This window comes from Methylobacterium sp. WSM2598 (assembly GCF_000379105.1).
Classification (GTDB): Bacteria; Pseudomonadota; Alphaproteobacteria; order Rhizobiales; family Beijerinckiaceae; genus Methylobacterium.
The window spans coordinates 956,782-970,557 of record NZ_KB900609.1; the positions used below are offsets into that span (position 1 = coordinate 956,782).

Sequence of the window (13,776 nt, forward strand, 5' to 3'; positions counted from 1 at the left end):
CGGCCCCGTGCCCCCCGCCGGCGAACGACTGCAAGAAGGATTGCGGCAACAGCAAGTGCTCGTGATCTGAGCGCGCCCCACCCCGCCTCCGGGCGGGGTACCTCGTCCGATTCCGACCGGAGACATCACCGTGAAGACGCTCGACCTCGCCACCCTGAAGACGATTTCCGGCGGCTGCGACACCCCCGCCCCGTGCCCCCCGCCGAAGAACGACGGCAAGAAGGATTGCGGCAACAGCAAGTGCTCGTGATCTGAGCGCAGCCGACGGCCGGCCCTGCCCGTCGCGGCGGCCGGCAGATCCCGCCTCCGGCCCCGCCGGCGCGGGTCCGCGCCCTTCCGAGACGGACCGCAGGACAGGCCCCCATCGCGATGACGCCCACCCGCACCGAGCTGTTCGCGGCCCGCCTGCCGCTGCGCGCGCGGCGCCGCGCGGTGCGGGCGAGCTGGCGCCTCGCCGTGCTGCGGGGCCGGGCCGGGACGCTCGGGATCGCGGAGGCGCTGGCCCGCACCCTGCGGGTTCCGGCCCGCGAGGCGCGCCGCCTCGACCGGGAGGCGGTCTTCGCCGACCGCATGACCAGCCTCGAATGGCTCGCAATCCTCTCACGGTCGCGCGAGGCCCTGGTGGCCGACGCCGCCCACGTCACCATCCTGGAGCGCGGGATGCTCGAGCGCGTGGCGGCGGGCGCCCGGCCGGTCATCCTGGCGCCGCTGCACATGGGCAGCTTCGCCCTGCCCTTCGCGCGCCTCGTGCACGACGTCTTCCCGGGGCGGCGCATGCTGATCCTGCGCGCGCGCGAGGATCGCGAGATCGAGACCCGGGTGATGCGCCGCATCTCGGAGATCGGCACCGACATGCGCTTCCTCAACGTGCGCGACAAGCAGGACTACATCGACGCCGTGCGCTTCGCCCGGGCCGGGGCGGTGATCGTGTCCTTCGTGGACCTGCCGGCGAGCTACGGCGGCCCGGTCGACACGACGCTGTTCGGCCGGCCGGCGCGCCTCGCCATGGGGCTCGACGCGCTCGCCCGGCTGACCGAGGCGACGGTGGTGCCGCTGGCGGTGCGCTCCCACCTCGACGGGGACGTGGTGGCGCCGGGCCGGCCCTTCGAGGTGGCCGAGTCCGGGCCGGAGGCCAAGGCCCGCGTCACCGACCTCGTGCGCCGCCACATCGAGGCATCGGTGCTGGCGGCGCCCGAGCAGTGGTTCATGTGGCAGCGGCTCGGCGAGTTCCTGGCCGCGCCCGAGGCGGCGCAGGAGAGAGCCGCGTGAGTGCCGCCCCCCTGCCCGCCGCGGCGCCGGAGGAGGAGCCGGCCGAGGCCGCCCCGCCCCCGCGGCCCGCCGCGCCGCTGCTCGCCGAGACGATCGACCTGCGGCAGAACCGGACCACGCTGTTCGCCACGCTCCTCGTCGGCGCCACGGTCTGCGCCACCCTCGGCGGCCTCTGGTTCGGGCGCTTCGCCCAGACCGAGAGCGTGCGTGGCGTGGTCGCGGCGACCGGCGGCTTCGTGCGCCTCGACGCGCCGCGCGCCGGCGTGGTCAGCCGCCTCGCCGTGACGCAGGGCGACCGGGTCGCGGCCGGCAGCCCGGTCTACGCCCTGCGCCTCGGCGCCGCGACCGCGGGCGGGGAATCGGTGGCGGAGGCCGAGATCCGCAACCTGCTCCAGACGCGCCGGACCCAGGAGGCCGAGGCGGCGGCCGCGGAGGCCTTCATCGCCCAGGCGACGCGCCAGCAGAAGGCGATCGAATCGGATCAGTCCCGCTTCTACGCCGGCCTCGACGCCCAGTCCCGCCAGGTCGCCGCCGCCGCCGACAAGAGCCGCGCCATCGTGCGCCGGGTCTCCGCCTACGTGAAGGAGGGCTACGCCACCCGCGACGTCCTCGAGGCGCGCGAGCGGACGACCTACGATTACGAGCGGCAGCTCGCCGAGATCGAGCTCCGGCGCCTCGAATACCAGCGCCAGGACACGGAGCGCCGCCGCGCCTACGAGACCCTGGTGGCCACCAAGCAGAGCCAGAAGGCCGCCGCCCGCAGCCAGATCGAGAGCATCGACAGCCGGATCGCCGCCCTGCGGACCGAATCGGCCCTGGAGATCCAGGCTCCCAGCGCCGGGACGGTGCTCGCCCTCGGGGCGAAGGTCGGCGATTCGGTCAGGTCCGGGCAGCTCGTCGCCGCGATCGGCGACCCGGCCGCCGCGCCCCTGATCGTGGTCGAGGCGCCCTCCCGCGCGGTCGGCCTCGCCAAGGTCGGGCAGCGGGTGATCCTGAAATACGACGCCTTCCCGTACAAGACCTTCGGCATCCATCACGGCACCATCACGTACATCTCGGAGGCGGCCGTGCGGGCGCCGGTCACCGAGGGGCTGCCGCCCGAGGCCGGGCTCGATCCGCGGCCGGTGCCGATGCAATCCGCCTACCGGATCGACATCCGCCCCGACCGGGCGGATGTCGACGCCTACGGCGAGAAGGTGCCGCTGAAGATCGGCGCGACCCTGTCGGTCGACATCGTCGTCGAGCGGCGGCGCCTGATCGACTGGGCCACCGATCCGATCCGTGCCTTGAGGGGGCGCTGATGAGCCGTCGCGTCGGGGAGCGGATCCGCCGGGTCCGCACCGTGCTCCAGGCCGAGACCATGGAGTGCGGGCTGGCCTGCCTCGCCATGGTGGCGAATGCCCACCGGCACGACATCGACCTGCCCTACCTGCGCTCGCTGTTCCCGGTCTCGCGCCGCGGCATGAGCTTCGCGGAGATCGTCGAGGAGATCGTCGAGGTGGCCGGCCAGATCGGCCTCGACGCGCAGGGCCTGGGCATCGCCCAGGTCGACGAGCTCGGCAAGCTCGCCTGCCCGGCGATACTCCACTGGGACGGCAACCACTTCGTGGTGCTGGAGAAGGTCGCCCGCGGGCAGTTCCACATCCACGACCCGGCCTTCGGCCCGCGGATCTACGCCCGGGAGGACGTGGAGCGCCACTTCGCGGGCGTCGCCCTCGAATTCTCCCGCCGGGTCGATTTCCGGGCGATCCGCGCGGCCCGCGCCTCGACCTTCTGGGCGGTGTTCCGCTCCTGCCGGGGCGTCGAGCACACGGTCGCGATGGTCGCCGTGATGTCCTTCGCGACGACGCTGTTCGCCCTGGCGACGCCCATCTTCCTGCAGGCCGCCGTCGACACGGTGATCCCGCAATTCGACCTCGACCTCCTGAACGCGGTCGCCGTCGGGCTGATCCTGTTCTCGGGCTTCGAGGCGGCCTCGCGCTGGCTGCGCGACGTGGTGACCCTGCGCACCGCCACCCTGTTCGAGGTGCACTTCACCCGCAACGTCGTCGGCCACGCCCTGCGCCTGCCGCTGGGCTTCTTCGAGGCCCGGCATCCCGGCGACCTCATCACCCGCCTGTCCTCGATCGACCAGATCAAGACCTTCCTGATCAGCGGGTTCGTGTCGTCCCTGGCCGACGGCATCATGTCGGTGCTGCTGATCGCCATGATGTACTACTACTCGCCGTCGATGGCCGCGGCCTCGCTGGCGACCCTGGTGATGGCGGTGGCGATCCGCTTCGCCACCTATCCGCGCATCGCCCGCACCACGACCGAGACCCTGGAGGCGCGCTCCGAGGAGCAGATGCGCCTCCTCGACGGCCTCAAGCAGATCGCCGCCCTGAAGGCCGGCAACACCACCGAGTTCTTCGCGCTGAAGTGGCTCGACAGCTTCTCGCGCTTCGCCAATGCCAGCTACCGCTCGCGCCGCTACGCGATCGACGCCGATTTCGCCCTGCACCTCGTCTTCATGCTCGGCACGGTCGCGACGCTCTACATGGGCGTCACCGACGTCATGAAGAGCACCCTGTCGGTGGGCGTGCTCTACGCGTTCTTCTCGCTGAGGACGTCGTTCTTCACCACCATGAACACCCTGATCATGAGCCTCCTGCAGATCTCGGTGATGCGGGTGCATTACGAGCGCCTCGACGACATCCTGTACGAGGCGCCCGAGCAGGCGAGCGAGCGCAGCAGCATCGACCGGGCGATCCGGCGCGGCGTGGCGCTGGAGGGCGTGCGGATCCAGTACGGGCGGGGCGAGAAGCCGCTCATCGACGGGATCGACCTCACCCTCGACGTCGCCGCGGCCGAGTCGATCGCGATCCTCGGCCCCTCGGGCTGCGGCAAGTCCTCGCTGCTGCGGGTGCTCGCCAGCCTCGCGGAGCCCGCCCAGGGGCAGGTGCTGGTGGATGGCCGGCCCCTGGCGCAATTCGGCCTGCACGAGTACCGGGCGAATATCGGCTGCGTCTTCGCGGACGACCGGCTCTTCGCCGGCACGGTGGCGGAGAACCTCGCGATGTACTCCCCCGACATCACGCGGCTGCAGATGGAGGCGGCCCTCTCGGTGGTGGGGCTGCGCGACGAGGTCGAGGCGCTGCCGCAGGGCTACGCCACCTTCGTCTCCGACGAGAGCAACCTGCTCTCGACGGGCCAGCGGCGGCGCCTGATCCTGGCCCGCGCCCTCTGCCGCCGTCCGCGCCTGCTGCTGCTCGACGAGGTCACGGCCAATCTCGACCCGGTCTCGGAGGCGAAGCTGGTCCAGGCCTTGGTCCGCGTGCCCGCCGCCAAGGTCTTCGTGACCCACAGCCCGCACCTCCTGCCCTTCGTCGGCCGGGTGCTCAAGGTCGAGGGCGGCCGGCTGGTGGAGATGGAGGGTCCCTCCGCCCGGGTCGCCTGATCGCAACGGTCACGTCTCATGACCGTGGGTTCCGTTCTCGAATCTTCGTCGGGCCATCGGCTCGTGCCGAACACGCGAGAGGGGTGTCCGGCGCCGCCGGAGCTTTGCCAAAGAGGGCTTCGCAGCGCCGTGGCGGCGGCCGAAGCCCATCCGGACAAGACGATCGCGCTCCGGTTCGGATGCGCGGAGAGGTGGCGAAGCGGATCGCCACCGCCATCATCGGGGTCGCCGGCGAGGCCGCGGCCGTCGACGGCGAGGCGTCGCGCAGGAAGCCATCACGCGCGCGATCCGCTCGCCTTCTCGGTTGCGAAATATCCCAAGGCGATCAGCCCAAAGGCGATGCCGGCAGCAGATGCTCCGTTCCACCGAGGCTGTGTGAAAACGTGAGGGTTTTTGATAGTCTCTGCCTGACGGTGGAGGCTGGTATGGCGCGGTTTGTTTGGGGTGCGGATCGCCATCAAGTCACGCTGCTGCCGAACCGGTTGGACGACTACGTGTCCGAGGACAATCCGGTGCGCGTCGTCGACGTGTTCGTGGACGAACTTGATCTTGCGGCTCTGGGTTTTGACGGTTTGATGCCGGCCGCGACGGGCCGGCCCGGCTATCATCCCACCACGCTGCTGAAGCTTTAGCTCTACGGCTACCTCAACCAAGCCGCTTCCAGCCGCCGACTGGAACGTGAGGCCGGCCGCAACGTCGAGCTGATGTGGCTGACCGGCCGCCTCGCCCCCGACTTCAAGACCATCGCCGACTTCCGGCGCGACAACGGTCCAGCGATCCAGGCCGTCTGCCGCCAGTTCGTGGTGCTGTGCCGACAACTGGGCCTCCTGGCCGGTGGCCTCGTGGCTCTCGACGGCAGCCGCTTCAAGGCGGTGAACGCGCGCGATCGCAACTTCACTCCGGCCGCGGTCCGGCGCCGCATCGAGCAGGTCGAGGCGAGCATCGCGCGCTATCTCGCCGCCCTCGACACCGCCGACCGCCAGGAGGACGAGGTCGCGCGGGTGCGCAAGGTGCGCATCGCGGAGCGTCTGGACGCCTTGCGCACGCGGATGCGCGAACTGCAGGCGATGGAGACGCTCGTCGCAGCGGCCCCCGATCGACAGATCTCGCTGACCGACCCGGACGCGCGGGCGATGGCCACGAGCGGCAAGGGCACGGGCCTGGTCGGTTACAACGTGCAGGCGGTCGTCGACACAGAGCACCACCTGATCGTCGCGCACGAGGTGACCAACGTCGGGCACGACCGCACCCAGCTGGCTCACATGAGCCGCCAGGGACAGGCGGCAACCGGGCATGAGGCGCTCAGCGTGCTGGCGGACCGGGGCTACTTCTCGGGCGAGGAGATCCTGGCTTGTGAGCAGGTCGGCATCGCGGTGACGCTGCCCAAGCCGCTGACCTCGGGCGCCAAGGCGGAGGGGCGCTTCGGCAAGCAGGACTTTGTCTACGAGCCGGAGGTGGATGCCTACCGGTGCCCAGCCGGTGAGCGGCTCTCCTACCGCTACACGAATGTGGAGGGCGGGCTGACGCTGCACCGCTACTGGACGACGGCCTGTCAGGGCTGCCCGATCAAGGCGCGCTGCACGCCGGCCAAGGAGCGGCGGGTGATGCGCTGGGAGCACGAGGCCGTCCTGGACGCCGTGCAGCGCCGGCTCGACACGGACCCTCACGCGATGCGCACGCGCCGGCAGACGGTCGAGCACGTGTTCGGGACGCTCAAGGGCTGGATGGGAGCGACCCACTTCCGGATGCGTCGGTTGAGGAACGTGGCCACCGAGATGAGCCTGCAGGTCCTGGCCTACAATCTGAAGCGGGTGATCGCGATCCTCGGCACCGGCCCACTCCTCACCGCCCTGCGGGCGTGAGGGCACGCGGCACCGCGCGCGCCATCACCGCTGCATCGCGACACACCCAACCGCGTTCTCACACAGCCTCCACCCGTAGCGGGCAAACACCCAGCTCCCTAGAGCGGAACCAATCGCGCCACCGAAGAAGAAGGTTGTCATGTAGACACCATTCAACCGCGCACGAAACTCGGGCGCCAACGCAAAAATCACACGTTGTCCGAGGACGAGATTGGCCGACACTGCAAAATCCAAGATGATGCCGGCCAGCACGAAGAGCGCGAGCGATAGGTTGGAGCCCAACACGGCGATATGCGTCATGGCGAAGGCGGCGACCGCCATCATCATGGCAGCAGCCGTTGCAGATCTGATCCATCCACGGTCCGCGATCCGGCCGGCGATCGGTGCGGCGACGGCTCCGGCGACGCCGGCCAAGGCGAAGAGAGCGGTACCCCGTTGGCTGAAGCCAAACGCCGGCCCCATCAACAGAAGCGGTGTTATCGTCCAAAAGAGACTGAACGCACCGAACATGCAGGCGTGATAGAGTGCCCTCCGTCGCAACGCCGGCGTCGTCCGGACGAGATGGGCCATCGAAGCGAGCATTTTGCCATAGCTCATCTTAGCCGTGACTGGCCGGAGAGGCAACGCAGAGCGGAGTATGAGCGTAAGGCCAATCATGATTGCGCACGAAAAGAAAAAGACGGCCCGCCAAGACGAAAAGTTTGTGATCAGACTCGCCAAGGGTCGAGCCAGCATGATGCCCATCATCAAACCGCTCATCACGTTACCGACCACGCGGCCACGCGTGGCCTCTGGCGACAGATGTGCGGCGTAGGGGACCAGAATCTGCACCGTGACCGAGCCCAAACCCACCATCAGGGCAGCGGCGAGAAAGGGCGCGGCCGAGCTGGCGATTCCGGAGATGAGGAGCCCGAATGCGCCGATGACCAGGATGGAAATGGCAAGCCGGCGATTCTCGAAAAGGTCGCCGAGAGGCACCACGAGCAGCAGCCCGGCACCATAGCCAATCTGCGTCAAGGTGACGATGAGGCCGCCAGCTTCTTTCGACAAATTCAATTCAGAACTGATTGGGCCAATAAGGGGCTGTGCGTAATAAATATTCACGGCGATCAGGCCGCATGCGCAGGCCAGGAGAGTCATGAGCCGCTTCGACATTCCTGGATCCTGCGTGCGAAGCGATGCTGGATCCCTCGCGGTTGCACCCACGGTATTTTGGATCATTTTTTTCCTTAATTGCGCTCGGAAAATCGCAATGCCGGGGGAGCGCACCGCCTCCCGACACGCTGAAAGGCAACCTCGTGTCGTTGCGTTTACGTTCTAGACCATTTTTCGATGAAGTGGATGCCGGTTCGTCGCAGAAGATGCGGCAAGATCAAAGACCTAGAGCAGCACCCGATTGCAACGTGATCGGGGGCCGCTCTAGTCGAGCAGCCGCATGGCTACTCCCACTATGGCCATCATGGCTTCACGCTCCCGTCCGGTCTTACCCAAGACCCGCATGCCTTGAACCATCGCGAGCAGAGCTCTCGCCGTGGTCGCCGCATCCAGGTCCTTCCGGATCGAGCCATCGCTCTGGCCGGCTCGTATCATCTCCGTCAGCCTTTCCTCGTTCCGCCTCAGAGCGTCGGCCACCTTGGCGGCCACGACCGGATCTGTACTGCCGAGTTCGACCGTGCCGACGATCACCAAACAACCGCCACGTCCTTCCGAGGTGTGCGAGGATTCCGCATAGAAATCTAGAACGCGGCGCAGCTTTTCCCGACCACTTTCCGAGCAAGCCGCAATTTCCGATAGCCTCGCGCCACGCAGCTTTAAATACCTGTCGAGAGCCGCGCAAAATAGTTCGTGCTTACTATGGAAGGCCTTATATATGCTTCCAGCGGATAAATTCAGCGCACCCGAAAGATCGGCAATAGAGACGCCACTATAACCGTGCTCACGGAAATACGAGATAGCCCGATCAAGGGCGACATCGGTGTCGAATTCCCTGGGCCGCCCCCTCGCCCGCGTCAGGCCGTGCGGCATCGTGTTTGCGGTGCTCATGGTGCTTATTTAGGATATGATTTAACCCAAATCAAGCCTGTGATCTCCTGCGGCGGCTTGCCGCCAGGCGACGGCCCGAAGGACCGAACCGGCCACCGCCGGTGGAGGCGCGGGCGATGCCGGGAGCGCGCTGCCCGAGGCGGGCGGGGCCGCGGAACGGGCTCGGTCCGCCGCCGTTGTCGGCCCGGACCCGGCTCACTTCAGGCGGCAGGACGATGGCGCGGACGCGGCGGATCGCTCAGGACGATCAGAGGTCGACCGTCAGGCTGATGCTCGACGCGGTCCGGGAGGCCGGCGATCTCGCGGTCGCGCAATACGCGCTCCTGGCGCACGAACTCGACGGCATCCGCCGCACGGTGATGCGGCTCGGCTCCTCCTTCGGCGGCGGGCTGATCTTCCTGTGCTGCGGGGGCTTCCTGCTGCTCGTGGCCGCCGTGAAGCTCCTGGCTTGGCTGACCGGGTCGGAGGTGCTCGGCGCCCTCATCGTCGCGGCCCCGTTCATCGCCGCGGCGATCGGGCTGGGGCACTGGGGGGCCCGCAAGATGCTGTCGGTCGGCCGGCCCAGCGAGGGGGCCTGACCCGTCGAAGGCCGACCGTCATGCTTCCGTTGCATGGCTCCCCTCTGGCATATGGCATGCCAGTGCTCTTTGTGCGGTGCCATATTGTGTGCGTCGCACAACGCCACTCGGGAGTGCCACCGATGATCGCCTTCGCCCTGCTCGGTCTCGTCGCCGCCGTCGCCGTGAACGCCTCACTGGTGCGCGTCGCCGCCGACCGCCTGACCCCGACCCCCGCCTCGGCGCCGCTCTTCGCGAGCAACCAGAACGACGTGATCGCCGCCAAGCTCGCCGCCTGAGCCTCTCGGGCCGGGCCGGCGGGCCTTCGGAGGGGCGCCGCGCCGGCGCCTCACCCCGACAGCGAGCGCGGTTCCCGCCCCGCCTCGGGCCCCACCGGGAACCCGGCCACCGCCTCCGCGATCAGGGCCTCGGCGCCCCGACCGACCGCGTCGCCCACCATCACGATCGCCGGACCCGCGATCCCGCTCGCCGCGATCGCCTCCGCCAAGCTGGTCGCGCTGCCCCGCAGCACCGCCTGGTCCGGCCGCGTCGCGTTGAAGACCGCCAGCGCCGGCGTGTCGGGGCGCAACCCTTCAGCGATGGCCCGGGCCAGCAGCGCGCCCAGCGTGCGCTTGGGCATGTAGATCACGGTCGTGACCGAGGAATCGCCGAGCGCCGCCCAGTTCAGGTCATCCGGCAGCGCGCCGCGGCGGTCGTGGCCGGTCACGTATTGCAGGCGCCGCGCCGCGTCGCGGTGCGTGAGCGAGAGGCAGAGCGAGGCCGCCGCGCCCTGCGCCGCCGTCACGCCCGGCACCACCGAGACCGGCACCCCCGCCGCCCGGCAGGCGTCGATCTCCTCCCCGGCCCGGCCGAAGACGAGCGGATCGCCGGATTTCAGCCGCACCACCCGCTTGCCCGAGCGCGCGAGGCTCACCATCAGGGCGTTGATGTCGTCCTGTCGGCAGGACGGGCCATGCCCGGTCTTGCCCACCAGCATGGTGCGGGCCTCCCGCCGCGCGTAGTCGAGGATCTCCGGCGCCACGAGGTCGTCGTACAGGATCACGTCGGCGCTGCGCAGGGCCCGCAGGGCCTTGAGCGTCAGGAGCTCCGCGTCCCCGGGCCCCGCCCCCACCAGCACGACGGCGCCGCCGCGCGGGCCCGCATCGGCCTCTCTCGTCAGCTCGTCGAGATCGGCCCGGGTGGGCGCCCGGTCGGGCTCCGCGAAGGCGCGGTCGGCGAAGCGTTCCCAGAAGGCGCGCCGCTCCGCGAAGGCGTGGTAGCGCGCGCTCACCGCCGCCCGCCAGTCGCGCGCCGCCGCCACCCAGGCCTTGAAGCCGGAGGGCAGCATCGCCTCGATCCGCGCCCGCACGGTCTGGCCGAAGACCGGGGCCGCCCCCTCGGTCGAGATGCCGACCACGAGCGGCGAGCGGTTGACGATCGCCCCGAAGGACACGTCGCAGAGATGCGGCCGATCGACGGCGTTGACGATCGCGCCGGCCTGCCGCGCCGCCGCGACGAAGCAGGCGCACGCGCCCTCGTCCTCCTGGGCGGCGATCGCCAGGGCGGCCCCCGCGAGGTCGGCCGGGCTCCAGTCGCGGGCGTGCAGCACGATGCGGCCGGCCACCGCCTCGGCGGGCGCGGCGCGCATCTCCTCGGTCGGGTCGGGGGCGTAGACGTCCACCTGGGCGCCCGCCGCGGCGAGCAGCTTCGCCTTCCAGGCGGCGCCGCCGCCGGCGCCGGCCAGGACCGCCCGCTTGCCCTGCAGCGTCACGAAGACCGGCAGCACCGCGAGCGGTTCGAGGCCGGGGGAGCGCGTCTCGCGCGGGGTTCGGGGGGAACTCATCGTCCTCAAGTACGGAACTCTCTCGCTCGGGACGATGCGCTCAGGCCGGGCTCGGCGCAAGTTCGGCCGCCAGCAGCTTGCGGATCTCAGGGATGCACGAGCCGCAATTGGTGCCGGCCCGGCAGGCCGCGCCGACCGCCTCGACGGCGTGGGCGCCGCCCCTGATCGCCCCGACGATGACGTCGCGCCCGACATTGTGGCAGGCGCAGACCAGGGGACCGGCGCCGCCGCTCTGCGCCCGTCCCGAGATCAGGGCGCGGCGCGCCGCCGGTTCGAGCAGTTCCTGCGTGCGGAAGAAGGCCTTCGCGGCCTCGAAGGAGGGCCGCTCGGCCGCCGGCGCGAGGGCGAGCGCCCCGACGAGGCGCCCCTCGACGAAGGCGGCCGCCCGGTAGACGCCGCAGCCCGGATCCGCGTAGGCGCTGAAGGACGCGTCCGGGAACAGGCGCCGCATCAGGGCGGCCGCCTCGTCCGGCCCGTCCTCGGTCGCCACGATCAGCCCGACGCCGCCCTCGATGGTGGCGCGCGCCCACCACCAGCCCTCCGGCGCCGCCACCGGCTCCCGGGTGATCAGGAAGCCGCGCGAGCGCATCGGCACCGGCGCGATCGCGGCCGGGGTGGCCTTGAGCTCCGGCTGGCCCGAGACCGGATCGACCGCCCCCTGCACCAGGGCGCCGACGCGGCCCGCCGAGGAGGTCGCCGCGCTCCAGTGCATCGGGGCGAAGAGCACGCCCTCCTGCGCGCCGGGGGTCAGCATCACCTCCAGCACCGCGCTGCCGTGGGCCGTGGTGACGCGGGCGAGGTCCCCGTCCGAGAGGCCGATCCGGGCCGCGTCCCGCGGGTGGATCTCGCAGAAGGGCACGGCGCGGTGGGCCGAGAGCTTCGGGCTCTTCCCCGTGCGGGTCAGCGTGTGCCAGTGGTCGCGCACCCGCCCGGTATTGAGCCGGAACGGGAAGGCCTCGCTCGTCGGGTGGGCCAGGGCGGGCGCCTGCACGGCGACGAAGCGGGCGCGCCGGTCGCGGGTGAAGAAGCGCCCATCCCCGAACAGCCGGGCCTGCCCGCCCTTCGCCCGGCGGGGCAGCGGCCACTGCACCGGCCGGGCCGCCTCGTAGGCGGCGTCCGGGATCTCGGCGAGGCCGGAGAGGTCGAAGTCGCGGCTGCCCGCATTCTCGAAGCCGGACAGGGCGGCGTGCTCGCGGAAGACCGCCGCCACGTTCGGCCAGGCGAAGGCCTGGAGGTGGCCGAGGCGCTGCCCGACCTGCGCCAGCATCCACCAATCGGCCCGCGCCTCGCCGGGCGCCGGCAGGAAGCGGCGCTGGCGGGAGATGCGCCGCTCGGAATTGGTCACCGTGCCGTCCTTCTCGCCCCAGGCGAGGGCCGGCAGCACGATCGCGTCCCGGCGCAGCGCGAGCGTGTCCGTGGTCGCGACGGCCTCGGCGATCACCAGCGTGTCGAGGCCGCGCAGGGCGGCGCGGACGCGGTCGGCCCGCGGCATCGAGACGGCCGGGTTCGTCCCCATCACCCAGAGGGCCTTGATCCTGCCCCGCTCGATCGCCTCGAACAGGGAGACGGCCTTCAGCCCCTCGCCGGTGACGATCCGCGGCGCGCCCCAGAAGCGGCGCACCAGGTCGACCTCCTCGGGCGCGAAGTGCATGTGGGCCGCCAGCATGTTGGCGAGCCCGCCGACCTCCCGCCCGCCCATGGCGTTGGGCTGGCCGGTGAGCGAGAACGGCCCCGTGCCGGGCCGGCCGATCCGCCCGGTGGCGAGGTGGCAATTGATGATCGCGTTGGCCTTGTCGGTGCCCTGGGAGGATTGGTTCACCCCCTGCGAGAAGGCCGTCACGGCGCGGGGCGTGGTCCGGAACAGGTCGAAGAAGGTCGCGACCTCGGCCCCGGTCAGGCCCGTGGCGGCGGCGGTCGCGGCCGCGTCGGGGGCGATGAGGCGGGCCCGCTCCAGGGCGGCCTCGAAGCCGGCCGTGTGCGCGGCGATGAAGCGGGAATCGAGTCCGCCGGTCTCGGCGAGGTGGACCAGGAGCCCGGAGAACAGGGCCGCGTCGGTGCCGGGCCTCACGCCGAGGAAGAGGTCGGCCTCCTCGCCGGTCTGGGTGCGGCGCGGATCGACCGCCACGATCCTGGTCCCGCGCCGCGCCCGCGCGTCGAGCATGCGGCGGAACAGGACCGGGTGGCACCACGCGGCGTTCGAGCCGACGAGGACGATGAGGTCGGCCTCGTCAAGATCCTCGTAGCAGCCCGGCACCGTGTCGGACCCGAAGGCGCGCCGGTGCGCCGCCACCGAGGAGGACATGCACAGCCGCGAATTGGTGTCGACGTGCGGGGTGCCGATGAAGCCCTTCGCGAGCTTGTTGGCGACGTAGTAATCCTCGGTCAGGAGCTGGCCGGAGAGGTAGAAGGCGATCGCATCCGGGCCGTGCTCGGCGGCCACGCGCCGGAAGCGCGCCGCCACCTCGTCGAGGGCGCGGTCCCAGGTCACGCGCGCGCCCGCGACCGTCGGGTGGAGCACCCGCTCGTCGAGGGAGAGGGTCTCCCCCAGGGCCGAGCCCTTGGAGCAGAGGCGACCGAGATTCGCCGGGTGCTCGGGATCGCCCTCGACGCGGGCGCCCCCCTGCCCGTCCGGCCGCGCGAGCACCCCGCAGCCGACGCCGCAATAGGGGCAGGTCGTGCGCACCGGCTCCGGCAGCCGCGAGAGGTCGGGCAAGAGGTCGGGCAAGAGATCGGGCAAGAGGTCGGGGACGTGGAGGTTCATCAAGG

General features: G+C 70.8%; 9 protein-coding genes and 1 pseudogene. 6 read left to right on the top strand and 4 right to left on the bottom strand.

The genetic code is table 11. The annotated features are described in order from the left end of the window. Positions 1 to 369: 369 nt before the first annotated feature. The 4 genes and pseudogenes from MET2598_RS0104690 to MET2598_RS35950 all read left to right on the top strand — a co-directional run bounded on the left by MET2598_RS0104690 (position 370) and on the right by MET2598_RS35950 (position 6,567). Positions 370 to 1,269, top strand: a complete 900-nt coding sequence (locus tag MET2598_RS0104690; protein ID WP_018260036.1) for an LpxL/LpxP family acyltransferase — start codon at positions 370 to 372, stop codon at positions 1,267 to 1,269. Continuing rightward, a complete protein-coding gene (locus MET2598_RS0104695) occupies positions 1,266 to 2,570 on the top strand; it encodes an HlyD family secretion protein (RefSeq protein ID WP_018260037.1) in 1,305 nt (434 codons plus the stop codon). The genes MET2598_RS0104690 and MET2598_RS0104695 overlap by 4 nt, the downstream gene beginning before the upstream one ends. Then, positions 2,570 to 4,705: a peptidase domain-containing ABC transporter gene (locus MET2598_RS0104700; protein ID WP_018260038.1), complete on the top strand. Its 2,136-nt coding sequence runs from the start codon at positions 2,570 to 2,572 to the stop codon at positions 4,703 to 4,705. The genes MET2598_RS0104695 and MET2598_RS0104700 overlap by 1 nt, the downstream gene beginning before the upstream one ends. Before the next feature lie 425 nt (positions 4,706 to 5,130). Then, a pseudogene (locus MET2598_RS35950) lies at positions 5,131 to 6,567 on the top strand (IS1182 family transposase). 24 nt (positions 6,568 to 6,591) lie between these two features. Here MET2598_RS35950 and MET2598_RS0104710 read toward each other — a convergent pair. Both MET2598_RS0104710 and MET2598_RS0104715 read right to left on the bottom strand, forming a co-directional pair. Further along, the gene (locus MET2598_RS0104710; RefSeq protein ID WP_442918987.1) at positions 6,592 to 7,788 is read right to left on the bottom strand and encodes an MFS transporter; all 1,197 of its coding nucleotides are present in this window, start codon (positions 7,786 to 7,788) and stop codon (positions 6,592 to 6,594) included. Between the two features lie 198 nt (positions 7,789 to 7,986). Continuing rightward, positions 7,987 to 8,610, bottom strand: coding sequence for a TetR/AcrR family transcriptional regulator (locus tag MET2598_RS0104715; RefSeq protein WP_026190509.1), 624 nt, complete (start codon positions 8,608 to 8,610; stop codon positions 7,987 to 7,989). Between the two features lie 269 nt (positions 8,611 to 8,879). Between MET2598_RS0104715 and MET2598_RS0104720 the strand changes: the two genes are divergently transcribed. Together MET2598_RS0104720 and MET2598_RS42020 are read left to right on the top strand one after the other, a co-directional pair. Next, positions 8,880 to 9,188 (top strand): phage holin family protein, encoded by a 309-nt coding sequence (locus tag MET2598_RS0104720; protein WP_018260042.1) that lies wholly within the window; start codon positions 8,880 to 8,882, stop codon positions 9,186 to 9,188. 122 nt (positions 9,189 to 9,310) lie between these two features. Continuing rightward, positions 9,311 to 9,466, top strand: a complete 156-nt coding sequence (locus tag MET2598_RS42020) for a hypothetical protein (RefSeq protein ID WP_012333530.1) — start codon at positions 9,311 to 9,313, stop codon at positions 9,464 to 9,466. Between the two features lie 50 nt (positions 9,467 to 9,516). Here MET2598_RS42020 and cysG read toward each other — a convergent pair whose 3' ends face one another. Together cysG and MET2598_RS0104735 are read right to left on the bottom strand one after the other, a co-directional pair. Next, positions 9,517 to 11,010: a siroheme synthase CysG gene (gene cysG / locus MET2598_RS0104730; protein WP_018260043.1), complete on the bottom strand. Its 1,494-nt coding sequence runs from the start codon at positions 11,008 to 11,010 to the stop codon at positions 9,517 to 9,519. 40 nt (positions 11,011 to 11,050) lie between these two features. Then, positions 11,051 to 13,771 (bottom strand): nitrate reductase, encoded by a 2,721-nt coding sequence (locus MET2598_RS0104735; RefSeq protein ID WP_018260044.1) that lies wholly within the window; start codon positions 13,769 to 13,771, stop codon positions 11,051 to 11,053. Positions 13,772 to 13,776 lie beyond the last annotated feature (5 nt).